This is a genomic window from Spongiibacter thalassae (assembly GCF_012272835.1).
Lineage (GTDB): Bacteria > Pseudomonadota > Gammaproteobacteria > Pseudomonadales > Spongiibacteraceae > Spongiibacter > Spongiibacter thalassae.
The window spans coordinates 326732-350016 of record NZ_JAAWWK010000001.1; the positions used below are offsets into that span (position 1 = coordinate 326732).

General features: G+C 53.9%; 18 protein-coding genes. 5 read left to right on the plus strand and 13 right to left on the minus strand.

Annotated elements, in window-relative coordinates; translation table 11 throughout:
- The first annotated feature begins 47 nt into the window (after positions 1-47).
- Genes HCU74_RS01335 through HCU74_RS01345 form a run of 3 tightly spaced genes read left to right on the plus strand, consistent with a single transcriptional unit; the run spans position 48 to position 3714 of the window.
- Complete coding sequence (locus HCU74_RS01335; RefSeq protein WP_168448595.1) at positions 48-1199, plus strand: spirocyclase AveC family protein; 1152 nt, start codon at positions 48-50, stop codon at positions 1197-1199.
- Positions 1199-2866, plus strand: a complete 1668-nt coding sequence (locus HCU74_RS01340) for a nitric oxide reductase activation protein NorD (protein WP_168448596.1) — start codon at positions 1199-1201, stop codon at positions 2864-2866. The genes HCU74_RS01335 and HCU74_RS01340 overlap by 1 nt, the downstream gene beginning before the upstream one ends.
- A 38-nt stretch (positions 2867-2904) precedes the next feature.
- Positions 2905-3714: a CbbQ/NirQ/NorQ/GpvN family protein gene (locus tag HCU74_RS01345; RefSeq protein ID WP_168448597.1), complete on the plus strand. Its 810-nt coding sequence runs from the start codon at positions 2905-2907 to the stop codon at positions 3712-3714.
- Between the two features lie 149 nt (positions 3715-3863).
- Here the strand turns inward: HCU74_RS01345 and HCU74_RS01350 are convergent, their stop codons facing one another.
- From HCU74_RS01350 to HCU74_RS01375, 6 genes are all read right to left on the minus strand, one after another.
- Positions 3864-6137 (minus strand): TonB-dependent receptor, encoded by a 2274-nt coding sequence (locus HCU74_RS01350; RefSeq protein ID WP_168448598.1) that lies wholly within the window; start codon positions 6135-6137, stop codon positions 3864-3866.
- A gap of 431 nt (positions 6138-6568) precedes the next feature.
- Positions 6569-6919 (minus strand): hypothetical protein, encoded by a 351-nt coding sequence (locus HCU74_RS01355; protein ID WP_168448599.1) that lies wholly within the window; start codon positions 6917-6919, stop codon positions 6569-6571.
- Positions 6920-6952: 33 nt separating this feature from the next.
- A complete protein-coding gene (locus HCU74_RS01360) occupies positions 6953-7762 on the minus strand; it encodes a hypothetical protein (protein ID WP_168448600.1) in 810 nt (269 codons plus the stop codon).
- Positions 7763-7784: 22 nt separating this feature from the next.
- Entirely contained in the window at positions 7785-8786 is a 1002-nt protein-coding gene (locus tag HCU74_RS01365; protein WP_168448601.1) for an AraC family transcriptional regulator, read from the minus strand.
- A gap of 42 nt (positions 8787-8828) precedes the next feature.
- Positions 8829-11141 carry a TonB-dependent receptor gene (locus HCU74_RS01370; RefSeq protein ID WP_168448602.1) on the minus strand — a complete coding sequence of 771 codons (2313 nt, stop codon included), beginning with the start codon at positions 11139-11141 and terminating at the stop codon, positions 8829-8831.
- A gap of 186 nt (positions 11142-11327) precedes the next feature.
- Positions 11328-12479: an acyl-CoA dehydrogenase family protein gene (locus HCU74_RS01375; RefSeq protein ID WP_210425067.1), complete on the minus strand. Its 1152-nt coding sequence runs from the start codon at positions 12477-12479 to the stop codon at positions 11328-11330.
- Between the two features lie 194 nt (positions 12480-12673).
- Between HCU74_RS01375 and HCU74_RS01380 the strand changes: the two genes are divergently transcribed.
- The gene (locus HCU74_RS01380) at positions 12674-14230 is read left to right on the plus strand and encodes an acyl-CoA synthetase (protein ID WP_345889641.1); all 1557 of its coding nucleotides are present in this window, start codon (positions 12674-12676) and stop codon (positions 14228-14230) included.
- A gap of 47 nt (positions 14231-14277) precedes the next feature.
- Here HCU74_RS01380 and HCU74_RS01385 read toward each other — a convergent pair whose 3' ends face one another.
- The 3 genes from HCU74_RS01385 to HCU74_RS01395 all read right to left on the minus strand — a co-directional run bounded on the left by HCU74_RS01385 (position 14278) and on the right by HCU74_RS01395 (position 18500).
- Positions 14278-16923 carry a winged helix-turn-helix domain-containing protein gene (locus HCU74_RS01385; protein ID WP_168448603.1) on the minus strand — a complete coding sequence of 882 codons (2646 nt, stop codon included), beginning with the start codon at positions 16921-16923 and terminating at the stop codon, positions 14278-14280.
- A gap of 81 nt (positions 16924-17004) precedes the next feature.
- Complete coding sequence (locus tag HCU74_RS01390; RefSeq protein WP_168448604.1) at positions 17005-17763, minus strand: SDR family NAD(P)-dependent oxidoreductase; 759 nt, start codon at positions 17761-17763, stop codon at positions 17005-17007.
- Between the two features lie 131 nt (positions 17764-17894).
- On the minus strand, positions 17895-18500 hold the full coding sequence (locus HCU74_RS01395) for a TetR/AcrR family transcriptional regulator (RefSeq protein WP_168448605.1): 606 nt from the start codon (positions 18498-18500) through the stop codon (positions 17895-17897).
- Between the two features lie 245 nt (positions 18501-18745).
- Here HCU74_RS01395 and HCU74_RS01400 point away from each other — a divergent pair, with 245 nt between their 5' ends.
- Positions 18746-20119 (plus strand): WS/DGAT/MGAT family O-acyltransferase, encoded by a 1374-nt coding sequence (locus tag HCU74_RS01400; RefSeq protein ID WP_168448606.1) that lies wholly within the window; start codon positions 18746-18748, stop codon positions 20117-20119.
- On the opposite strand, the gene HCU74_RS01405 is transcribed toward HCU74_RS01400, so the two are convergent.
- The 4 genes from HCU74_RS01405 to HCU74_RS01420 form a co-directional block, all read right to left on the minus strand.
- Positions 20116-20940 carry a hypothetical protein gene (locus HCU74_RS01405; RefSeq protein ID WP_168448607.1) on the minus strand — a complete coding sequence of 275 codons (825 nt, stop codon included), beginning with the start codon at positions 20938-20940 and terminating at the stop codon, positions 20116-20118. The two genes, HCU74_RS01400 and HCU74_RS01405, sit on opposite strands and share 4 nt — an antisense overlap.
- Entirely contained in the window at positions 20937-22232 is a 1296-nt protein-coding gene (locus tag HCU74_RS01410) for an OmpP1/FadL family transporter (protein WP_168448608.1), read from the minus strand. The genes HCU74_RS01405 and HCU74_RS01410 overlap by 4 nt, the downstream gene beginning before the upstream one ends.
- 96 nt (positions 22233-22328) lie before the next feature.
- Positions 22329-22613: a cytochrome C oxidase subunit IV family protein gene (locus tag HCU74_RS01415; RefSeq protein WP_168448609.1), complete on the minus strand. Its 285-nt coding sequence runs from the start codon at positions 22611-22613 to the stop codon at positions 22329-22331.
- A gap of 41 nt (positions 22614-22654) precedes the next feature.
- Positions 22655-23248, minus strand: coding sequence for a cytochrome c oxidase subunit 3 (locus HCU74_RS01420; protein ID WP_168448610.1), 594 nt, complete (start codon positions 23246-23248; stop codon positions 22655-22657).
- Between the last annotated feature and the right edge of the window lie 37 nt (positions 23249-23285).

Below are 23285 nucleotides of genomic sequence, written 5' to 3' on the forward strand. Positions count from 1 at the left end.
CTAAATAATAAGTGGTTAAGTCAGGTTTAACGACGAAGGACAATACTATGACATCAACAGCTAATGCAGGAAAGAATGTCGGCGGTGCGGCAGAGCCAGATAAGGCGGTCGCGATTACGTGGTGGGCTGCTCTCGGTTTTAGTTTTCTCGCGTTTGCGGCCTATATGATTATCAGTTGGATCGCCGCAGGCGACCCTCAGCGCGTGCTTCCGGGGGATACACCCCTGCCTGGGTGGATGATGGTGTGTCTTGAGGTTCAGCAATGGGGCTTGTTTTTAGGCATGCTGGCTTTACTCTGGTTCAAGGCGTTTCGTCCGCGTTTACAAACCGGATCTTTTACCTTTGACGGCCTAATGGTGATGACATTTTCACTGATGTGGTGGTCTGATCCGTTCTACAACTATTTTACACCCGGCTTTAACTACAACGCCTACTTCATAAATCTGGGGTCCTGGGTCGGACACGCACCGGGTTGGATGTCGCCCAACTCGACCCAAATCGCTCAGCCCTTGATTTGGTTGCCCGGGGTGTATACTTGCGCCTTCTTCGCCATGGTGCTGATCGTTAACTGGATTTTCCGTAAAACCCGTGAAAGATGGCCGTCGATGAGCCCTGTTGGTATGTGGTTGGTCGCCTTTTTCCCGATGGTCGTTGCCGGCACCATATGGGAAGCATCTTTCATGGTAATGGGCTCTCATTCCTACGCATCGACTATCCGTAGTTTTAGTCTTAACCCCGGCCATTATTACGCCTTCCCGATTTATCAGGGGATTACCGCGAGCTTGTTGTACACGACTTGGGGCGCAATGCGATTTTATCGTAACGACCGTGGTTTGAGCTTTGCTGAAAACGGCATTGAGCGATTGAATGTTTCCAACCATGTGAAGGGCTGGATGCGATTCTTTGCGGTGTCCGGTGCAATCACGGGAATATTTTTCGTCTTTTACCATATCCCCAATGCCATGATTGCTCTTCGAGGAGACGCGTGGTCAGAGGATGTGCAGTCGCGTTCATACTTTGTTACCGAGCTGTGTGGCCCCTGGAGCGATGTGGCGTGCCCGGACCCCCGAATTCCCTTTCCCCGCGGTGAGCAGTCGCTTTATATAGGCCCGGATGGCCGGTTGGTTATTCCTGAAGGCGTGTCACTTCCTTCAGTAGCTAATGATCTTAAGTCAGGAACTCTCACGCGAGAGCAGTGATGCGCGAGTTGGAGGGGGATAAGCGGAGTCACCTGAGAGTGCTGGCAACGGCAATTGCCGGGCGCACTCTTGAGGTTGACTCCGCTGACAGCGATACCTCCTGGACTGACGGCCAAACGATTTATCTGGCTGCGGACGATGGCCCTCATACGGTAGTCATTCAGGCTGCGCTTGTCGGTGTTGGCTGTTTCGCAACGATGGGTGTGTTAAAAACCTTGGGACGTCTTCGCACCCAGAGGCGCTATATGCTGTTGGAGGTGGTACGCGCTCTGCACGTCTATCGGGGGATTGCCCCCCCGGCAGTTGTCAGGGCGGTCGATAATTTGCAGATTGCCGACATTCCGGACTCCCAGTCTCACTCCTTGCATCGCGCCAAAGGTTCCGAAGCCTTGCCGGAAATGCCCTCATGGTTTGGCACGATAAAGCCCACCCAGGTGCTCGCACATTCCTTACGGCATAAGCCGCCCGCTGCCGATGCGCAGGCCAAAGGTGAACGTTCTTCGTCAAAGGATGAGGGATCTGATTCAGCAGAGGACGATACTTCAGAAAAGCAAAAAAATGATGGTGCGGGGATGAGCAACCCGCTCGCCAATTTACTTAGGTGGATGCTTGGCAGTTCACGGAGCGGTACTACTTTTTCGACCGGTGGGGTAGAGCTTCCCGGGGTTGTCGGTAGAGTCTCGGCGCGCACAGGTACTCAGATTCATACACAGATTAATCGTTCTGAGGAGCCGGCTAGCGAGGAGCCGTCGTTCAAGCAGCACAGCTACCCTGAATGGGATAGTCGCTGTGGTGTATTCAGGCCTCACTGGTGTTCAGTTTTTGAGCGCAACGTCGATGTGCCCACGGGGACCCAGCCGGTCGAACTGCGAAGAGATGAGCGCCTGCGCCGAGCCCTGGCTACCCTTGGTCTCGCCTACGAGCGCCATCGACGCCAACCCTATGGCGATGGCATCGATGTGACAGCATTGGTCGATTACGCGGTGGACCGCACTCTGGGTAGCGCAGCAGATACCCGAGTGTATGAGATGCGCCGTCGCACAGCCAGAGACCTCAGCGCTTTAGTCCTGCTGGATGCCTCTGGATCGACGGCTAAGGAAGCGGATGAAGGCGGCGTTTTCGAGGCACAACGCCGCGTCGCGGCGGGTCTGGTTTCGATATTGGATGATCTTGGAGACCGCGTCGCCGCCTATGGTTTTCGATCCTGGGGGCGACACAATGTGCAACTCTTGAAGATTAAGGAATTTGGCGAGGTATTTGATGCGGGTGCTCGCCGGAAAATGTCGGCGCTTTCTCCCGGCGGATTCACCCGGCTCGGTGCCGCGATTCGCCATGGCACCCAAACCCTTAAACACCAGGGTGGTACAGATAATCGCCTGCTGATTGTCGTTGGAGATGGTTTTCCCTTTGATGACGGCTACGAGTCTGATTATGCGCAGGATGATGTTTCCAAGGCACTTTCCGAAGCGGTTGAATCGGGAGTAGGCTGCGTTTGTGTCGCGGTTAATAGCGACACGGATGAAGTGGTTTTAGCTCGCGCATGGGGAGGGGTTCCCTATTTGCGCTTAACCGACACCAACGAGCTGCATAGAGTTGTTATGCCGGTATTTCGCGGCGGATTGCACCAGGCAGCGTCGATGGGTCGTGACGGCCGTCAACGGCAATAAATTCGGTACGATCATATGAAATTTGACAGGAGAACGTCATGAGCGCAGCCCCATTATCTGAGGCCAAAAGCAATACTCCCTTCTATATCGCTACCGGGCGCGAGGTCGAGGCCTTTCAGGCGGCTTATAATAGCTGTTTGCCGGTTATGCTCCAGGGGCCGACCGGTTGCGGCAAAACCCGCTTAGTGGAATATATGGCTCACCGCTTCGGTGTGCCGTTGTATACGGTATCCTGTCATGAAGACATGACGGCCTCTGATCTTCTGGGAAGGTATGTCCTGGTAGATGGAAACACAGAGTGGGTTGATGGGCCTTTAACGAAAGCCGTTCGTGACGGAGGGATCTGTTATCTCGACGAAATTGTAGAAGCACGTCAGGACGCAACGGTTGCCATTCATTCACTTACGGATCATCGGCGAGAATTATTTCTTGAACGTAAGGGGGGAGAAGTGTTGCGCGCCTCCAAGGATTTCAGCCTAGTTGTCTCCTATAATCCCGGCTATCAAAGCGTTCTAAAGGATCTAAAAACAAGTACGCGTCAGCGGATGGTGGCTATTGAACTGGGTTTTCCCGAGCCGGATATTGAAGAGAAAATACTCATTGAGTCAGGCGTAGAGGCAGATTCAGCCGTAGCCCTTGTCCGTTTGGGAGCGGTGATCAGGCGGGGCTCTATCACAGGGCTTCGCGAGGTGGCGTCTACCCGTACCCTGATTGCCGCAGGAAAACTTATGGCGCACGGTCTGTCGTTTAAAGAAGCCGCGACACTTGCCATCGCAGGCCCCTTGACCGACGACATAGAGCTGCGTGCAGGGCTTGAGGCCTTAATAGACACTTATCAGCCAGCTTAGCTGTAGTAATTCAGGCTTGACCTGACAGCCGAGGACGTTTTCCAGAAGCCTGTCAGGTCATCACGCTTGCCAAGTGGCCTCTTTTTGGCGTTTTCAGCCAGAAAAACTTTCCAAAAAAGTTATCTGCAAACCCCATTCAGACATGCCATTTACAAATTCCACTCCAGCCTCAGGCTGTATTGGGTTTCGTATGCGAGACTGCTATTTATGCCGAAGTCTGTTTGAAATAGCCCTATATGGTAGTCTTCGTTCAAGGCATTTTTGACCAGTGCCGTCAGCTTGATGTCTGAAGGAATATGGAAATAGCTGAGTCGAAGGTCGAGCAGGGAGTATGAATCTTCTCGATAGTTCTCTGAATTTTGAGCGCTGTAGTAGAAGCCGGAGTTATAGTACCAATCTGCCGCTATTTCCAATTCAGAGTCGTGGGGAAGGTTTATTAACTGACTAACTCCAAGTCCTCCACTGACGTCAGGCGTCCTTTCTACTTTGTTTCCGGAGAAGTCCAGTCCGTTCTGATAAAGCCCGTTTTCTTCGTCAAAGCCAGGTGCGTTGGTATACTTGATGTAGTTGGCGTCCAAATACGCTGCGTTAGCCGTGATAGCAAACCCGGAGTTTGAATTTATAAACGGAACCCCGGTGAGATCGGCTTCAATGCCGTCAATTCTGGTGCTCTTCGCGTTATAGAACTCGATTACGCCGCCGCTTGTTAACGACACGATCGAGGTTTGCTTGTTTTCGATATCGTTCCTGAAAATTGAGGCATTTAGCTTCAAGCTTCGGTCGAAAAGGGAAGACTTTAGCCCTAATTCATAGGCTTCGACTTCTTCCGGTAGCACTAACTCTGGAGGGGTCGCCAGATTAACGATATTGTAGGTCGCGCTTTTATAGCCCTGAGAATACGACGTGTAAATCATAAGGTCATCTATTGGTGTGTAGCTTACCGCCGCCTTGGTAATCAAATTGTCTCTGCTATCACTCTCCAGAGGGAAGGGTTCAACAGGGTCTGTCTGTTCGCCGCCATCGTTGGAATAGGAAAGTTCGCCTTTTGTCAGAAATCGTTTCTCATCCTGATAACGCCCTCCCAGTGTAAAAGACAATTCCGCTGTAGCGTGCCATGTTGCCTGGGCAAAGCCGGATATTGATTCAGTTCCCAGTAACCCTGTGGCAATTATCGTTGGGCTTATGGCGCTGTTTAAGTCCACACCGACGGTGTCCAATAGGCCTGATATGCCCAGGGTATTTAGTGAGGGGCCGGTGAGTGGAATGTTTATATCGGCAAAGCCGCCTTCACTTTCGAGATAATAGGCGCCGACTACCCAGTCCAGTTTATCAGAAGCCCAGCTGAACTCATTTGATAGGGCCTGCAATTCCAGAGACTTTGCATCTGTGAATTCCTTTGGGGTGACAACAAAGGCTACCAATGGCTGGGGTGAGCCGTCGTAATCAAAAGCCGTATAGCTTGTATTAATAAGCTGATCACTGGCTATTAACTTGGTATCAAACCATGGTAATTCCAGAAAAATGCTCGCAGCGTAGACCTCGTGAGTGCCTCGCAGGCCTGCTGGAAAGTCAGAGTTGGCCTCGCGATTATCTGGTTCGTCGGGAATAGTGGCGCCCAATGATGAACTTGGGTCGGTGTTTTTTGTCAGCAGGGTTCCCTGGCCTTTCTGTTCGGATTTAAAATATGAAAGATCTATCTCAAAGCTATCTACTGGGTGAAAGTTAAGTCGGAATCGACCGGAACGAGATTTCTCTGCAGGTATTTTCCTCGAAACGTGGGTATATTGATGGTCAATGGTGTCCTTTAATAAGTCAGCACTGACGCCCAGCCATTCGGTAACCGGCGCGCTGATGAATCCCTTTAGTCGCTTTTCGTGGTAGTTGCCGACAACACCGGAAATATTCGCCTCAATTTCGTTGCCTGGTGTTTTAGTGATGACGTTGATCGCGCCGCCAGTGGAATTTCGACCAAAAAGTGTACCCTGAGGGCCTTTCAATACTTCAACGCGTTCAATGCCACCGAAAGAGGTCAGAAGCCCCTGTGATGTCGGAACGTAAATACCGTCTACGTAGGTGGTGACGCTGGGGTCGGCTGACGGTATAAAACTATCGGAACCGACGCCGCGAATATAGATAAACGTAAAGCCACCAAATTCTGTTATTGACAGTGCGGGTGTAATTGTTGCCAGATCCTTGGTATCAGTCGCGCCTCGCGCGGCAAGACCTTCGGAAGTGTAGGCAGCAATGGAAATTGGCACGTCCTGCAAATTTTCTTCGCGTTTTTGGGCAGTAACTACAACCTCTTCTATTAATGCGTTGCGCTTTTTGGGGCTACTTTCCGGGGTGGCATCGGCAGCATTGGCGTGGCTGGAAATTAACACGGCCGATATCGACACCATCATTAGCATGTGGTTGCAGTGCATTGAATAGCTCTCCGAAATATTATTATGTCATTTATGCTTATGAGTTCAAATATAAACCCATGAGGCGATGTTGTCTAGTTTACGTTTTGGTGTGCCCCCCGGCCCCAGTAAAACCAAGGGTTGTAGATTATGTTTGGTGTGAAAGCAGGTTCAGGGAAGCGTCGGGAAGGGTGGTTCGCCTTAATTTATGGCGCTTGGATATCGTTGGCCGAAACCTTTGAGATCGTTTTTTCTAGGCCAACGAAACCGAGCAATTGACTGGCGCGTTGACGGTGCGCCGGAATGCTTGGTACGGGTGGAACGGAAGGATTCGGCCTTTACGTCGGTGGCGAGCCTGTTTAACTGTATCCCCGATACCATTGGCGCGCCCTGGGCTTTATCCGCTATCAACCCCAGGGGCATTGCGGTAGTGAATTCCGTTGAGGCTGCATTCAATCAGCCACAAACCGGTGTTTGGGGTTGAGTAGCAGAAAGTACACCAGAAAGCCCAGACCTGGAAATACCACATAACTCACCAGCCAAACCGGGAATTTCCAGCTGTGACGTTCTTCTTTCGGTGTTTCGGCCCACATCCACACAAAACTTACGATAATCACCAGCATAAAATCCGTGAGACCCGCCATAAGCAGGCCGTTGCCCCAATGCAGGGCGAAATACTGGGGGAAGGCGTTCCAGAAACCATAGGTCTCGACGATGCCGTTGCTGGGGTTAAAGGTCCAATAGGCTTGCATCAACAGGAAGGGCACGCCAAGTGTCCACAGGAAGGCTTTTCTAATATTCATTGTTTTTCTCCCGAAAGATAATTTATAGGGCTATCAGACCTTGGCGGGCGATGCAGCGGCGTGTGCAATAGCGCGGGTGTCATTGCTCAACAACCGTGCGCACAGTGCGACGATGACAAGCGCGGTGAACACCGAGAGCAGGGCGCAAACCTCTACCAGCCACTGTGGTGAACCGGAATTGACCACGTTGTAGATGAAAAAGCCCGCCCCAAAATGCCCCATAAAGCCACCGGCAGGGACCAGAATAATGACCAATGCGGCCTTCCAGCCCCGGAGTAGCGGGTAGCAAATTTTAACCAGAGTCACCGAAACGAGTACGCAGCAGGCGTTGACGAAGGTCCAGAACAGGGGCATGCCGCCGCGCCAGATCCACAGTCCCTGATTGTCGTAGTAGACCCACAGGCCAATGCTAACTGGTATGATTTCCAGTAAATATGCCAATACGCAGGTAATAAAATAGGACTTCCAGACATAGCCAGCGTCAAAGGACTGCTTGTGAATGCGGCTGTACATCGCAAAAAAAGCGGTGCAGAAATACACCGGATAAATCAGCGCAATATGCAGAGGAATCGCGCGATTATTTGTTTTGAATAAGCTGATTTGCCCGATTTCAGGGTGAATGACGTGACCCAGATGGGTGATGACCGGTTCCATCAGACAGGCAGCGAAGCCGCCAACCAGCAGAAATAAGGGTAGTGAGGAGTTGTATTTCCTCGCGAGTACCAGGGCGTACACGCTATAGGCAGCCAGGGCGATAACGACGAGGGTAAGCAAAACATTTTGCGCTGTGGCGGGCATCACCGCATCGAAGGGCGCAAGTGGGTAATCGACGGTATAGTTCATTGCGAAATCCTGTATTCAATAATCAATGTGTTCGGCGATAGTCGCTGACGGTTTGGCCCGTCCAGTTTTTGAAGGCGCGGCTCAGTGATTTGGCGTCACTGTAGCCCGTCAGTAGCGCGACTTTCTCCAGTGGCAGGCTTTTGTTGCTTTCAATATATTTTTTGACCAGATCGCAGCGGAATTCACTGAGTAATTCGTTAAAATTGACCCCCTCTTGCTGTAATTTTCGCTTGAATGTGCGCGAACTCATATGCAATAGCTCAGCGGTCGTCTCCAGATTGGGCAGGTTTCCCGCGCTGTTAAGGAAGATCTGTCTAACCTTGAAGCTTAGCGGGCGCCCCTCGGTAATTTCACGCATCACTTCGTGGCAATAACTCTGACACAGGTTAAAAAACTCGGTGTCGCGGTGGTCGGGGCAAGGCTGGTAAAGCGACGGTGATGCGACGTTGACCGCGGTTACCGGTGCATCGAAAATGACGGGTGCATTAAAGACTCTCTCATAGCGTTCGATATTGTCCGGCGTAGGGTAGGCGAACTCGACGCTTTCGTAATGGATGTCGTCGCGGATGACCGTGCAGCTGAGCCAATCCCCCGCGGACAGGGTTTCTTCTGCGCAGAAGCGTAACAGCGGGCCGAGGGGAACACTTTCATTGAAAGTGACCCGCCAGCGCCCGCCGCCACGCTCCTCCAGTTGCAGAGTCAGGTGAGAGCCGACAAGGGTTGGCCCGAATGCGGCCCAGGTGTCGAACACGTCTTTAAGATGTCGGCAGCACATCAGCGCGTAGCCGGCAATGCCAAAGTCGTCGAAGTTGGCGTCGAGACCGATATCAAAACCTAGTTCGTCGTTACCGGTCAGCGAAATCATATTACTCACCACCCGCTGAGACTGGCTGGTGTCGATCAGGTAGGCGGGATCGTCGAGCATATCGTGTTGTATGCGCGTGTCGGCTAGAACGCGTTTTGCGTCAAAGCCTAGACGCTCCATATAGCGAAGATAATGTTTTATTTTTGTCGGTCTGAACATCTCGTCGATCTCCCTGTACTTATTGTCATTTTACCGATGATATCAGTAGCTCCACTGCAATCTCAGACCGTATTTGGCAGGGGCTGCCAGAGTCTGGTTCACGCCGAAATCGGTTTGGAACTTGCCGTAGTGATACACCTCGTCAGTCAGGTTTTTGGCGAAGCCGGTCACCCGTATATTGGTCGGTATGTGCAGGTAGCTGAGGCGCGCGTTAATCAAGGTGTACGCGGGTTCTGTAACAGTGTTCTGCGGCGTGTAGGCAAAGCCTGAGTTGTAGTAGCCATCGGTGGCAATTTCAAACTCGTGATTAAAGCCCACTGACAGGGTCTGGGTCAGGCTCAACCCTGCGGTAATTTCCGGTGCGCGAACGATATTGTTGCCGGTGAAGTCGAGGTTGTTGGTGAATGCGCCCGTTTCTTCATCGTAGCCTGCACCGTTGCGGTAATCGGTGTAAATGGCATCGAGGTAGCCCGCATTGGCGGCGATAACAAAGCCGGGGTTCCAGTTCGGCATAGGCACCCACAGGGTGTCGATTTCCGCCCCTTCGATTTGCGCCTGGCCGGCATTTTCCAAAGTCACGGCGCCACCGGCCAGCAGGGAAACAAAGCCGGATTGCAGATCGTCAATAGTGGTCTGGAAGATGGCGCCGTTTACCCTTAGCTGGCCATCCCTGAACTCAGACTTCAAACCCAGCTCGTAAAGGGTAACCTCTTCGGGGCGCACATAGTCGGGGTCTTCGTAGATGTTGACGATATTATAGGTGGCACTTTTGAAGCCCTTTGACCATGAGGCGTATACCATCATGTTTTCTGCAGGATAAGTTGAAAAGACCACCTTGGGTGAAAAGTTGGTGACTTCACTGGATTCCAGCGGGAAGAAAAAGAGTGGTGTCGTGCTCTCGCCATCGGCAGACAACACTCCGGTTTGGGATTTTATGAGGAAACGTTCCTCGTCCTGATAGCGGCCGCCCAGTGTGATGTCGAGCCACGAGGTGGCATTGATCGTCGTCTGAAAAAAGGCCGACAGACTTTTGGTGCCAAGTAGACCGCGGAACTCAAAGTTCAGCCCATCTTCCCCTAAAGGTGTTGACCCAACAGGAAGTTGGCTCAGGGCGTCGAGCAGCCGGTCGGTGACAGTGTCGGGCAGACCCAGAGTGCCTGCGAGAATCTGACCGGTAAAGCCGGGGCCAAGGCGAAGGTGTGCGGGGTCGTAGCCAACTTCACTTTCCAGATAGTACAACCCGGTAATCCAGTTAAAGTGGCTGGCACCCCAGCTATTTTCATTGGATAACAGTTGCAGTTCGGCGGTCTGGTAGTCCGAGTACTGATTGGTACTGTCAAAGGAGGCGATAGGCTGCGCCGACGCGTCAAAGTCGGTGGAGGCGAAGTCGGTCAATGCAAGAATGTCACTGCCGATAAGTTTTACATCGAACCAAGGCGCGTACCAAGTGAGAGTGCCATAGGTCACATCCTGATGGGTGAGCAGCTCGGCGGGAAAATCCATTTCGGTGTAGTAGTCGTCTTCGGGGGTGGGCTCAATGCCCGCAGCTCGACCCAGTGCGCTGGGGTTGTTGTTCTCCGATAGTACGGATGACAGTATGGTTTGGCGCGACTGAAAGTGGGCGAGGTTGATTTCCAGGGACTCTGTAGGCCGCGCATTAATCTTGATGCGCCCCGCGGTGGTGCTGATATCCGGTAGGTCACGGTTGGCCTGACGGTAGTACTCGCGCTCAGTATGGCTGATTGCCGACAGACTTACTGCCAGCCAGTCTGTGACCGGGGTGCTGAAATAGCCTTTGAATGCGCGTTTGTCATAGCTGGCACGCTCGATAGATAAATCAGCTTCGATTTCTTCGGGATGAGGGTCTTTGGTGACTACGCTGATCGCCCCACCGGTCGAGTTACGACCAAACAGAGTGCCCTGAGGGCCCTTCAGTACCTCTACCCGCTCAACCCCGCCAAAGGATTGGAAAACACCGTGTCCCGCAGGCATGTATACGCCATCGACGTAGGTCGCAACACTGGGGTCTGAGGAGGGGGCAAAGGCGTCGGTGCCAACTCCGCGCAGGTACACCAGGGTGTAGCCGACAACGCCGGTAAACTGCAGTGAGGGAATCACCTGGCCCAGTTGGGTGGTGTCCTCGATACCGAAAGCCTCCAGCGCTTCACCGCCATAAGCCTGAATTGCGATGGGTACGTCCTGTTGTGATTCCTCGCGCTTTTGCGCGGTAACCAGCACCTCCTCCATTACCCGGTTGCGTGGTTTCCCTTCAGGGGGCTGGGCAAAGGTGTTGTAGCTGGCAGAGGCGATGAGCGCAGCAGCGCACATCCTTGTGTAGTGGTTGATATTCAACATGTAGCCACCTGTGTTTTTTATAGTTGGTAAATGTACAGGTATCACTATATGGCGATTAGGTTAATGTAAAAACCACATAAAAGGCCACATATTCAGCATTATAGGCCATCGAATTTTTAGGGCGGGAGTGGGTGAGTTAAAAAAAGCGGCACCGGGGAGTGGTGCCGCAAAGGGCATGTAAAAAGCTTAAAGATTGCGACCAATCAGGTCTTTCAGAACTTCGTTTGCACCGGCATAGATTGCTTCTATTCGAGCATCGACATACATTCGGGCGATCGGGTATTCCAGAATATAGCCGTGGCCGCCGTGCAGTTGCAGGCAGCGATTAATAATCTCTGAGTGAGTGTCACTCATCCACCATTTGCTCATCGACGCGAGATCGCTGGTCATGGTGCCGTTGATCATGCGTTCCACGGTGAAATCGACAAATACTCGGGCGATGGTGGCCAGTGTTTTCACTTCTGCCAGTTCCAGGCGGGTGTTTTGCAGGTCGATTAGTTTGCCGCCGAAAATGCTGCGGTCCTTGGTGTATTCGGTAGTCACCTTAAGCGCGTGTTCCATCACCGCGGCGCAGTTCACACCGGTCAGGGCCCGCTCATAGGTGAGGTCTTTCATCATTTGATAAAAGCCCTGGCCTTCAACTTCACCAAGTAATCTGTCGGCGGGAACCACGCAATCGTCGAAAAATAACTCTGCGGTGTCGGAACCGTGCAGGCCGATTTTCTTCAGTCGTTTGCTGACGGCAAATCCCGGCGTGCTGGTTTCAAAAATGAATAGTGAAACGCCCTTGGCCTTCTGGCTGGGATCGGTTTTGGTGGCGAGGATCAGAATGTCGGCAGTCGAACCGTTGGTAATAAAGGTTTTTGCGCCGCTAATGCGGTAATTGTCGCCATCGCGAATGGCTTTGGTGCGCATGTTTTGCAGGTCAGTGCCACCGTTGGGCTCGGTCATGCCCATACCGGCAATCAGTTCACCGCTGCAAATGCCGGGAAGCCATTTTTGCTTCTGGGCTTCGGTGCCGTATTTTTCAATGTAGTGGGCGGCGATAACATGAATTTGTTTGCAGGTACGCCAGCTGGAGTCGCCGGCTACGCAAAGCTCGTGGCCAATCACCGCTTCGTGACCGAAATGACCGCCGGAGCCTCCGTACTCCACGCTGATATCCGGCGCGAGAATGCCCAGCTCGCCCGCCTGCCGCCATACATCACGGTCGGTATAGCCCTGTTCGTACCACTGTTCCTGCCGGGGCGTGATTTGCTCGGCAACAAAGCGGCGTGTCATGGTTTGTACGGCTTCGAGCTCGTCGTCCATCCAGCCGGGGCGATAATTATCAATCATGTGCAACCTGTTTTCGCGTGTGTTCTGAATATGGAACCATCATAGGAAGCGAGGCCGAGCTTGTTATCGTCGCTTCCGACGATTCAATTACGCGGCGTCTTTTCAACAATTAGCCTATGGAGATTGAACCGCAATTTGCGGAATTCGAGTTATTCAGCGGGTAAGGTCGCGGCGGCGACCGCAGGAGGAAGACTGTGAGTCAGCAAAATAATGAAGCAAAATTGTACCCGGGGGCGCTGGTGCCAAGGCTCGCGGATAAAGCCGCCGCCATTATGGCCGAGTCGGGAGTGTCCATCAGCTATGGTGAGCTTGACGCCTATGCCAACCGTCTGGGTCGAATGTACCAATGGCTGGGCCTGAAAACCGGAGAGCACGTTGCTTACCTGGTGGAAAATCGCCTGGACTGTCTCGCAATTCAGTGGGGCGCCCACTATGCCGGGCTGTACTACACCTTTGTCAGCACTCGACTCACCTCGGGCGAGGTGGCCTATATAGTTGGCGACTGCAACGCGAAGGTGGTGGTGGTCAGCGCCCAAACCGCCGAGCCGGTGCTGGATGCGCTGCGCGCGCTGAAAAATCCGCCGAAGATCTATAGCCTCGACCCGGTGGCGGGCCTGCCGGTGTTGGAGGATGAAATTTCCGCCTTTGAAGACAGCCCGATCAAGGGCACGCTGGAGGGGAGCGATATGTTGTACTCCTCCGGAACAACCGGCAAGCCCAAAGGTGTCAAGCCGCAAATGACCGGCCTGCCGCTGGGCAGCACCTCCACCATTGCCATGCTGTTGCAAAAGGGCTTTGGCGTTGACGAGAACACGGTTTACCTGTCGCCAGCTCCTCACTATCACGCTGCGCCGATGAAGTGGGGCCAGGCCGTCACCTGTATTGGTGGCACTGTTGTCGTGATGGAAAAATTCGATGCCGAGGGCGCGCTGGCGGCCATTGAGCGCTATCGCGTAACCCACAGTCAGTGGGTGCCGACCATGTTCCATCGGTTACTTGGCTTGCCGAAGGATGTTCGCAATAAGTACGACCTGTCCTCCCAGAAAGTGGCTGTGCATGCGGCAGCGCCGTGTCCAATAGAGACCAAGCAGTTGATGATCGACTGGTGGGGCCCGATAGTTTTTGAATACTATTCCTGTACCGAAGCTATTGGCATGACCTTCACCGACAGCGCAGCCTGGTTGTCTCGCCCGGGAACTGTCGGTCGTCCGCTACTGGGTGTGCCCCATATTCTGGATGAAGCCGGTAATGAATTGCCTGCCGGTCAGGACGGTCTGGTGTACTTTGCCGATGGTGTACCATTCAGCTATCACAATGACGACAGCAAGACGGCCGAAGCCTATAACGAAAAAGGTTGGGCGACCGTGGGTGATATTGGTCATCTGGATGAAGACGGCTTTCTGTATCTGACTGACCGCAAGAGCAATATGATTATTTCCGGTGGGGTGAATGTTTACCCCCAGGAAACCGAGAACCTGCTAATCACTCACCCGAAGGTTTTCGATGTGGCGGTCATTGGCACGCCTCACCCGGACTTTGGTGAAGAGGTGCGGGCGGTTGTGCAGCTCGAAGCAGGTGTTGCTGGCGATGACGCGCTGGTGGAAGAGCTGATCGCCTTTTGCAAGGAGCGCTTGTCTTCTATCAAGTGTCCGCGAAAAATTGATTTCCGCGACACCCTGCCGAGAGAGCCAAATGGTAAATTGCTGAAGCGCCTGTTGATCCAGGAGTATCGGGAAGCACTCGCCTCCTGAGAACTTGATGACGGAGTGAAGGTTGCGCCGCTCATTGCTGAGTGGCGCTAGTTAACCAGCTTGAGTCGTCGGGCGATAACCACTGCTTCGGTGCGGTTTTTTGCATCCAGTTTGAGATTAATACTGCGCAGGTGGGTGCGCACTGTTGATTCTGATACAAACAGTTTTTCGGCCATGGCGATATTCGACAGCCCTTCAGCGAGCAGGCTAAGCACCTGCATTTCCTTGGGTGTCAGGGGGTCGTTAAGTACGTTGCCAACGGCGTGGGCCGGTTCTGCTGGTGCTAGTGAGGGCGCGTCCTCGCCACCATCGTGGCCGGCTTGAATATCATTGATCAGGCCGGCGATATTGTTGCCTTCCTCGGTCAGGCAGCGCATGAATCCCTCGCTATGGGCCATTTTCAGCGCCTTGCCCATGGTTCTGCGCGCCAGGTTGGTTTGCCCGTCTTCCTGGTAGGCTTCGGCCAATAGAAGCCTGAGTTTCAGGGCACGGCGGTTGTGCTGACTGCGCTCGGCCTCCCGAGTGGCGTCGCGTAACTGAGGCAGGGCAGTGTTTACCTTGCCCGTGCGTAGCATCCAGCGCAAGCGGCATATTTCCGGTGTCAGATAGTCGTTGGCCACGTACCAGCATTGGTTTAAATCAGGCCATTCAAACAGTTGCTCCGCGATACGAATTTGCTCTTCGGCGCCGCTGTCGTTGCCCTCCGCCAGCCAGAAATTGGCCCGTTGCAAGCGGGCGGTCGCCACGACACGGGGAAGTTTGAGTATGCGCCCCCGTTCTTCAAGCTCCAGCAGCAACTCCATTGCGCGATTGCGGTCCTGTTCGTAAACAATTTTGGCATGCACTACGCTGGCGCTGATAAGGGCATCGGCGGGCCCGATTTCCTGAACCAGCGGAGAGTAGGCATCGACCAGTTTCAGCGCGTCATCGACCTTGCCGGCTTCGTAGAGGGCTTCGGCCAACTGTATGGCGGCAAGGGTGATGCCCCGGCGGTCGCCCTCGCGGGAAGAGGCGAAGGTGTCCATGGCGTGTTGCAGCCGAGTAATCGCCTGGCTGAGTTGTCCCTTCATCAGGTCGAGTAGACCTTCTGCTGATTCGGCTAAAACAGCGCCGAACAGTCCGCTTTTTATACTGCCGCCGCGAATTTTATCGACATATTTTCGAGCGTTGTCGTGCTCGCCGAGAATGATGCTGGTTTGGGTGAGCGACTGGTAAAGCATGGACAGGGCGAAGTGATGGCTGCCATCAATTTTTGGCAGCACGCCCAGGGCGATGGTGTGGGATTCTTCAATGCGATCGGTCATCGCCAATAACATCGGCTGCAACACCAACAGATTCGCCCGACCATTGCTGTCCAGCTTTTCCGCTTGAATACCGCTGACGATCGCCAGTGCCTCATTGGGGCCTCGGGTAAATGCGATACACCATGCTCGTACCAGTTGGAGATAGGAGTGTTCCGCCAATACGGAGCCAGGGAGGGTGTCGATAAGTCGCAGTGTCAGACGTAGCCTGCCATCGTCAAGCAGCTTGGGTAAATGTGCTTGCAGCAAGGCTATTGCCCGGGTGTAGTCGCGGGATCGGAAGCGATGATGCAAGGCTGGAATAGGGCGTTTGCGCTGCAGATAAGCCTCCGCTGCGCGATGGTGAAGGTCGGCGATGTCGGCGTCGCTGCACTGTCGTTCCAGCTGGGTTCTGAGGAAGTCCCGAAACAGCGCATGAAAGCTGTAGTTGCTCTGGCCTTCATCTTCCAATTGCACAAAGAGACCCTGTTGATGCAGGGTTGTCAGCAGATCTGCGCTATCGCGGCGTCGGGTAACGGCGTCGCAGAGCTCGGGCGTCAGTTCGTCGAGCACACTGATGCGCAGTAAAAATTGGCGTAATTCCTCGCTCAGACCGCGCAGAACGTCCTCGGCAAGATACGACGCTACGGCGGCGTTAGAGCCTGAAAACGACTGTATAAAGGTTTCGGCGTCCGTTTTATCACGCAATGCCATTGAGGCTAGCCAGAGTGCGGCAGCCCAGCCCTCGGTGCTGCGGTAGAGGCGCTCATGCTGGGAGGCTGTCAGCGTGCTGCCCAGTGCCCGGTTTATCAGCTCTGCCGCTTCCTCGCTGGAGAAGCGCAGGTGACTGGCATCAAATTCGATCAGCTCGCCCCTGGCTCGGAGTTTGGCAAGACCGAGTTCCGCTTGCTTGCGGCTGGCGATGATGGCGCGGGAGCCCGGTGGCAGCGACTGAATGCCGCGCTGGATCAACCCCAGCACCACCGGATTGTGCACCGCTTCGAAATTGTCGAAGTAGATGCTGGTGGGCTGCTGTGCATCCTCAATGGTTGCAATGATCCAATCCGCCAGATCGGCGTTGCGGCTGTGATCGCTGTCCATGGGGGCGGCAGGGTTGGCATTGTGCAGAGCGAGAGCGAACCCGCGCAAAAAGCGCGTCACGTCGTTGTCGGCTTCTTCGAGGGTCAACCACGCGACCAGATTGCCACTGCGCTGGTCAGCGTCAATCAGCTGCATCATCGCGGTGGTCTTGCCGAACCCTGCGGGTGCCTGGATTACGACAAGGCGCGCTCGGGATAAATCGCCCTCGCGGTCGCTGATGGCCTGACGCTGAAGGTTGATGGCTGAGCGTCGCGGAGGCAGTGTTTTTGCCTTGGCGATGCGCGTTGTGTAGTTTCTGCGTTCTGCTGCCATACCCGCAGAGACTCCTGATTATTATTGAAAATCGAGTGTTGCAGAATCACCTTTATTGGTCAACGAGGTATCGCGATGGGGCTATCGCTTTTCAATTCGGTGCACGATTTTCCACACCAGACCGGGGATCCAGCGACGCAGCCGCCAGCTGGTGGCTGTCATCGGGCCGGGGAAGACCCACAATCCCTTGCCCTTTAGTTTGCGCTCTATCGCGTCGAGGACATCTTCGGGGGTAATGGGCGGAAACACATCGAAGATTTTTGGCCAGCAATCCCGGGCCTGTTCCAGTAGAGGTGTCGCGACAATCGGTGGACAGACACATACGATACGAACACCGCTATTGCGGGTTTCGTGATACAGCACTTCGGTGTAGGCGGCGACGGCGTGCTTCGAGGCGTTGTAGGCGCCCATATACAGGATGGGCCAGTGCCCGGCCATTGACGCATAGTTGACGAACTGTCCCTGTTTGCGAGCAAGCAGGCGGGGCAGGGCGGCCTGGCTGACGTTGACCATGCCGCCATAGTTGATGGCCATTATCTTGTGAATTGTATCGCGGCCCTGATCCATAATCTCCGCCAACGGCATAATTGCCGCTGCATTGACCAGCTTGAAAATCGGGCCCAGCTCGGTTTCGCAGCGGGCGACGGCCTCTTCAACCGCGCGGGCGTCAGTGATATCACAGACCAGTTTTAATAACGCGGGGCTGTTGCCAAGCTGATCGAGGCCCTTCTGGTTAACGTCGATGGCGGCGACTTTCCAGCCCTCCGCCAGTGCGCGCTTTGCAGAAAGCTGGCCTATGCCGCTACCAGCGCCAGTAATAAACAGAACCTGCCCGGTCATTTCCTCTCTCCAAAAAACATGCACAGCCGTCCCGCGCTCCTGTGATGGTCGGAGCGGGGTGGCCAATTATTCAATGGAGTAATAGTAAACGGCGTTATGAAAGCCACACTCGTCGGATGCGACGAGATAGCTTAGTGTTTGCTGGACTTTATAAAGTCGATGACCACTTCGACAAAGGCGGCGCGGTTGTTGCTGGTAAAGGCGGCGATCTGTTCGCCTTTGAGGTGACGGATCACCGGGCTCATGGTGACAAAGCCCAGAATCATGGAAAAGATTGCCACGGGGGTAATGCCGTTGCCTTTTCCAGGCGAGTACTGGTTAAGCAGTAGCTTGAGTTCATCGACCACGCCTTGCAGCGACAGCTCCACCAGGAAGGCCTGGTTTTCTTCCCAGCCATCAACCAGGTTGCGTTGTAATAATTTGAGGTAATCGGGGTTGCTGTCCAGTCGTTCAAACATGGCGACAATAAATTTTCGCAGGCGCTCTTCGGTTGAGGCGTCAGATTGAATTTCATGCAACAGGGTTTGCGCGTGGGCGCTGTACATTTCGGTTTCGACAGCTTTAAACAGATCTTCTTTATTGCCGAAGTGGTGATAGATTGACGGCATCGACAAACCGGATTCCTTGGAAATCTGTCGCATGGTGACAGCATCAAAACCGTGTTTGGCAAACAGGCGGGTCGATACGTCGAGAATCTTTTTGCGCGCGTTGCTGGCGCCGGGTCTTTTCGCTGGCAATGGGGGTTCCCTGACTGTTGCGGACAAAGAGTTTAAGACTTTGTTGAGTGCGATTATTTTAACCCAAGTGACGGCGATTTCCTTGTTTTAAGCGTATTTTTTCTGTTGTCGGCGAATCGTCGATTGCGACGAATGCAACGGCGAATAACCCTGCTACGGTGTTGCGCTGGCCCGCCATGTGCATAGTGTTTTGGGCTTGTTTATGTTCGCCAACGGATTGATATGACGGATCTAATGAGGTGTAGATGGAAACGGTAGCAATAAATCCAATGGATGCCGCGTGGCTGTATATCGAGAAGCGCGAAGCCCCGGCGCATTTCGGGCCGCTTATTTTTATGAGCTGTCCAGAGGGGGAGCCGGATTTTGTCGCGCGTCTGGTCAGCGAGTGGCGCAAATCCCAGCAGTTTGCCCCGCCGTTTAACTACCGTCTGGCCAAGGGTCTGGTGCCCAAATGGGAGATTGTGCCCAATGACGAGCTGGATATGGAATACCACCTCATGCACGTGGGCTTGCCCGCGCCGGGGGGAGAGCAGCAGTTGGGTGTGCTGGTGTCGCGCCTGCACTCACACCGTCTTGATCGCCGTCGGCCACTGTGGCAGGTCTACATCATTGAAGGTCTGGAGGACAATCGCTTTGCGCTCTATCTCAAGCTGCATCACTCCCAACTCGATGGTATGGGCGCGGCCAGGCTAATGGCGCGTTGTTTCAGTAGTGACCCCGGGCAACGGGGTTTGGTGCCCCCCTGGAGCGTGGGCCTCAGCGCGCGTAAATCATCACCTAAAGCCGACGCGAAGGCCCTTTCGTTGGCCAACGGCGTAAAGCAGGGCAAGCGGTTGATGAATATAGCGGGAGCCTTGGGCACACTTGGCAAGCACTCCTATTTTACCCGCGACCACGCCTTGTTCGCCCCGTATCAAGGGCCCAAGTCGGTGCTCAACTCCCGTATTCGCGGTCATCGTCGCTATGCCACCCAGCGTTTTGAGCTGGACGAGTTAAAAGCGGTCGCCGGCGCGGCAGAAGCAAAGGTGAACGATGTATTTCTCGCGATTACCGGCGCGGCACTGCGGCGCTATCTCAGTGAGATTTCCGCCTTGCCCCGCCACTCGCTTGTGGGCCAAGTGCCGGTAAGTATTCGTCCCGCCGGTGATGGCAGTGTGGGGAATGCCCTGAGTTTTGTTTATGCCACCCTTGGCACAGACCTTGAAGACCCCATCGAGCGTCTTCACGCGGTGCGGGCCTCTACGGAGTCTGCCAAGGCCTTGCAGAGCCAGCTTTCTGCCGATGCCATAGAGGCCTACACCGCCATTGTGCTGGCGCCCTATATCACCGAGACGATATTAAATCTGGGTGGCCATTTGCGGCCCGCGGCCAATCTGGTGATTTCCAATGTGCAGGGGCCTCGCGAGCGTTTGTATTTTAATGGTGCGCGGGTGGAGCATATTTATGGGCCATCGGTGCTGTTCCATGGGCAGGCATTGAATATCACCATGGCCAGCTATGCCGATGAGGTGAATATCGGCTATACCGCGTGCCGTGACACCCTGCCGTCAATGCAGAAAATCGCTGTTTATACCCGCGAAGCCTTCGACGAATTGGCAGCGTTGGTCGGCGCGAATTAGCGCCGTGGCAGGTCGATAATTGCCATCACTACCCAGACTACCAGAAGGGATAACAGCACACTGAGTAAACTGGAACCCTGAATTATCCACTGGGGGAAATTCAGGGTGTCGGTGCCCAGGGCGTTGTACATGGGCCAACCGGCAGCGGCGTGGCCCATAAATGCGCCGCTGGGCATTATCAGTACCAAAGCGATTTGTTTTAAACCCTTGAGTTTGGGTATCAGTGCATAGGTGAGCAGGAAGGGCACAATCACCGCAGTGGTGTTGACGAAGAACCACCAGGACGGCATATAGCCCAGCTTGAAGGGCTGGTAGCCGTAGTACACCCACACCCCGAAATGCAGGGGTATTTGTTCGACCAGGGCTGCGGTGAACACAACTGCTGCGTAGCTTTTCCAGACAAAGTTTTGCTTAAGTGTGCGCGCTCTTATTTTGTCAAAACACAGCAGCGGCAGGGCTGCGAAATACCAAATGTAGCCGACCAAAACCGCGAGGGGGACGGGGTGCCCATTGGTAGTTAGTACATTGTACTGGGCAATCTGCGGGTGCACCGCATTGCCCAATAAATCTACCACTGGTTCCAGGTAGAGGGTCAGCACGGAGCCGAGCAATAGTAACAGGGGCACCGCGCTGCGATGTCGCTTGCTCAGGTAAAGGGCGTAAATAACAAAAATCACCGCGCCGATGCCATAGGCCACCGTAGTGATAAGCTGCGGCAGTGCCGGCATGACCAGATCTGCCGGTGCCTGGGTGTGGGAAAGGGTATGAGAAAGAGTGTGGGAGAGGGGGTAAGAAAGAGTGTCAGTGCGTGGCTCGTTCATAGCGGGCGGCTCCCCTGGTTTATCTGGCTAAAGGTGAAGTGCAGTGCCAATGACTCGTTAATTTCCGACGAAGGCCCAAAGGGTGTTTCGGGGTTGTGATAGCGGGTTTCGGTACGAGGCTGATAGGCCAGAGCGGTATTTATCAGCCAACGTCTATTCAGTTTACTGGTATACCCTACTGACAAATCGTGACGGGGGGTGAGAGCAAAAGTAGGGGACAGGCTGGCCTTGTCGAGAATCAGGCTGTGGTAGGAGTATCCTGCGCGCAGCGTGCGGTTATTGCCCAGGTGTTTTTCCACCCCGATGCTGTAAACAATCTGGCTGTGCATTTTCGTTGAACTGCTGAATTCCAGCTCGTCGGCCGGTGCAGTCCTGTCGGGGTCACTTGCGGATAGTGTCAACCGTCGTGTTGAGCCTGCCCAGTCGAACCAGTTTGCTTCAGCGGAAAGCCCCCAATCCGCGCGGGGCTTCCAGAATACGCCAATGCCGAATTCCCTCGGGGTTTCCAGTCCCTCCATGGAAACGTCCTGATAGGTCACTCGACCGGCACCTATCGCCTCGTAGTTGACGGTCATTGAGCCGCCATCAAGATCAATCTTCGATTCTGTGGTGTAATTTGCACCCACGATAACTTGTTCATTAACCTGATACTGCATGCCCAGCTTTACATCGCCGCCCCAGCCACTCAAGTCCCGCACTTTTACGCCGAAAAAGGTTTGCTCGGCAGTGGCGACAGATGTGTCTTCAAACAGGCTCTGTTCTGCACCCGCATAGGTGGCCGCAACGACGACTCCAAGCCTTAGCTTGTCACTGTAGTTCCAGGCGAGTCCACCGGAAAACCGGAATAGTGAAAATAATGAGGTGGCGTCGTCAACGGTGCCGTATACGTTATCGAGATTGTTATAAACATAACCCAGACCTCCGGCAACGTTCACCCCGGCGCCCCATACAAATTGGCTTTCGGAATTGAACCGGCGGGCATGGCCTGCGCCGACGACAGACCCCAGCTCGTTGCTAACGCGGGTACGACCGCTGTAGCCGTCTTTGTGGCCAGTGCGCGCAATAGAGAAGGCGGTTGCGCTGTAGTCAGTGCGGCTGTTAGCAATATTGGCGAGTCCGGCGGGGTTGGCGATCAGTGCGCCGGTGTCACTGACAGCAGCGATTTCCGCGCCACCCATAGCAGTGGCTTCAGCGCCATAGGCGGTAAGGTAAATGCCATTGGCGGCCTGTGCAGACAAAACCGAGCACAGACCGCCCGATAGAACGGCGTGGTAAGCGAAGTTTTTCAGCATAATTATTCCGTGGTGTTGGCGCGATCTGGCTGCGCGGCGGCGAAGATGTGTTGGTTATTCGTAGCGTCGTTTGGTACGGTGGCGCGGTAGTTACTGTCAGAGGGACAGCTGTCCGCTATTGGCGAGCAGTAAACCTACGCAGCTGAATAACACCCAGCTTTCACAGGACACGCGTAATGTGCTTGGTGCGTGCCCCACTTCCATAAAGTGGATGATGACCAGCCGCGCCTTGAAAAAAGCCAGAATCAGAATAGCCGCAGATTCAATAAAATGATCGGCAAACAGCATTCCGTGGTGACTGCCTACTGCCCACGAAAAAAAGGTAATGGCGGTGAGCAGTAACCAGATTGCAGTTTCCTTGGAGAGTATCAGTTCACGCATGGCGGGTCCGTTATTTTTTTGAGTGCTTCAACAACACCGTGTCAGGGAATAAGGTATATCAGTGGAAAAATAATAATCCACAGCAGGTCAACCATATGCCAGTAAATGCCACCGCATTCCATGTTGGCATAGGCGGTGTCATCTACCTTGTCGGTTCGGTAAAGACTGAAAGCAAAATACAACAGCATCGGCACGCCAAGCAGTACGTGAAAATAATGCATGCCGGTAATCAGGTAGTAAAATACCCAGAAGTTATTGCTGAGATAGTCAATTTCCAGGGCGGCTTTGTCGCTGTATTCCATGCCCTTGAGAACAAGAAAGCCAGTTCCTAAAGCAGCGGCAACCACTAACATGTGAGCGGCTTGGCGACAAAGTTGACGCTTTACCGCCTTCAGTGCCAAAACCACCAGCCAGGAGCTGCACAATAAAAGCAGTGTATTCACCGAGCCGATATGAATATCGAGTAGGGCCTGTGACTCGCGGAATAGCTCCAATGCCTCGCTGCGATAGTAGGCGAACATACCAAAGAAAAGCGAAAAACAGGCCATATCACCTAACAGGAACAACCACACCATTTCATCGCCGGGCATGTGCGGGGCAACACCATTGGCATCGTTGGCGGGTGACTTGCTCACGTTGGCTGATCCAGGTTGTTGTGGTGAAGGTTCAAAA

Coding starts and splice junctions, on each gene's coding strand:
- HCU74_RS01375 (WP_210425067.1), bottom strand. CDS start 12,479: ATGATTGATAATTATCGCCCCGGCTGGATGGACGACGAGCTCGAAGCC.
- HCU74_RS01410 (WP_168448608.1), bottom strand. CDS start 22,232: ATGCTGAAAAACTTCGCTTACCACGCCGTTCTATCGGGCGGTCTGTGC.
- HCU74_RS01350 (WP_168448598.1), bottom strand. CDS start 6,137: ATGCACTGCAACCACATGCTAATGATGGTGTCGATATCGGCCGTGTTA.
- HCU74_RS01360 (WP_168448600.1), bottom strand. CDS start 7,762: ATGAACTATACCGTCGATTACCCACTTGCGCCCTTCGATGCGGTGATG.
- HCU74_RS01355 (WP_168448599.1), bottom strand. CDS start 6,919: ATGAATATTAGAAAAGCCTTCCTGTGGACACTTGGCGTGCCCTTCCTG.
- HCU74_RS01365 (WP_168448601.1), bottom strand. CDS start 8,786: ATGTTCAGACCGACAAAAATAAAACATTATCTTCGCTATATGGAGCGT.
- HCU74_RS01340 (WP_168448596.1), top strand. CDS start 1,199: ATGCGCGAGTTGGAGGGGGATAAGCGGAGTCACCTGAGAGTGCTGGCA.
- HCU74_RS01415 (WP_168448609.1), bottom strand. CDS start 22,613: ATGCGTGAACTGATACTCTCCAAGGAAACTGCAATCTGGTTACTGCTC.
- HCU74_RS01390 (WP_168448604.1), bottom strand. CDS start 17,763: ATGACCGGGCAGGTTCTGTTTATTACTGGCGCTGGTAGCGGCATAGGC.
- HCU74_RS01335 (WP_168448595.1), top strand. CDS start 48: ATGACATCAACAGCTAATGCAGGAAAGAATGTCGGCGGTGCGGCAGAG.
- HCU74_RS01400 (WP_168448606.1), top strand. CDS start 18,746: ATGGAAACGGTAGCAATAAATCCAATGGATGCCGCGTGGCTGTATATC.
- HCU74_RS01370 (WP_168448602.1), bottom strand. CDS start 11,141: ATGTTGAATATCAACCACTACACAAGGATGTGCGCTGCTGCGCTCATC.
- HCU74_RS01385 (WP_168448603.1), bottom strand. CDS start 16,923: ATGGCAGCAGAACGCAGAAACTACACAACGCGCATCGCCAAGGCAAAA.
- HCU74_RS01405 (WP_168448607.1), bottom strand. CDS start 20,940: ATGAACGAGCCACGCACTGACACTCTTTCTTACCCCCTCTCCCACACT.
- HCU74_RS01345 (WP_168448597.1), top strand. CDS start 2,905: ATGAGCGCAGCCCCATTATCTGAGGCCAAAAGCAATACTCCCTTCTAT.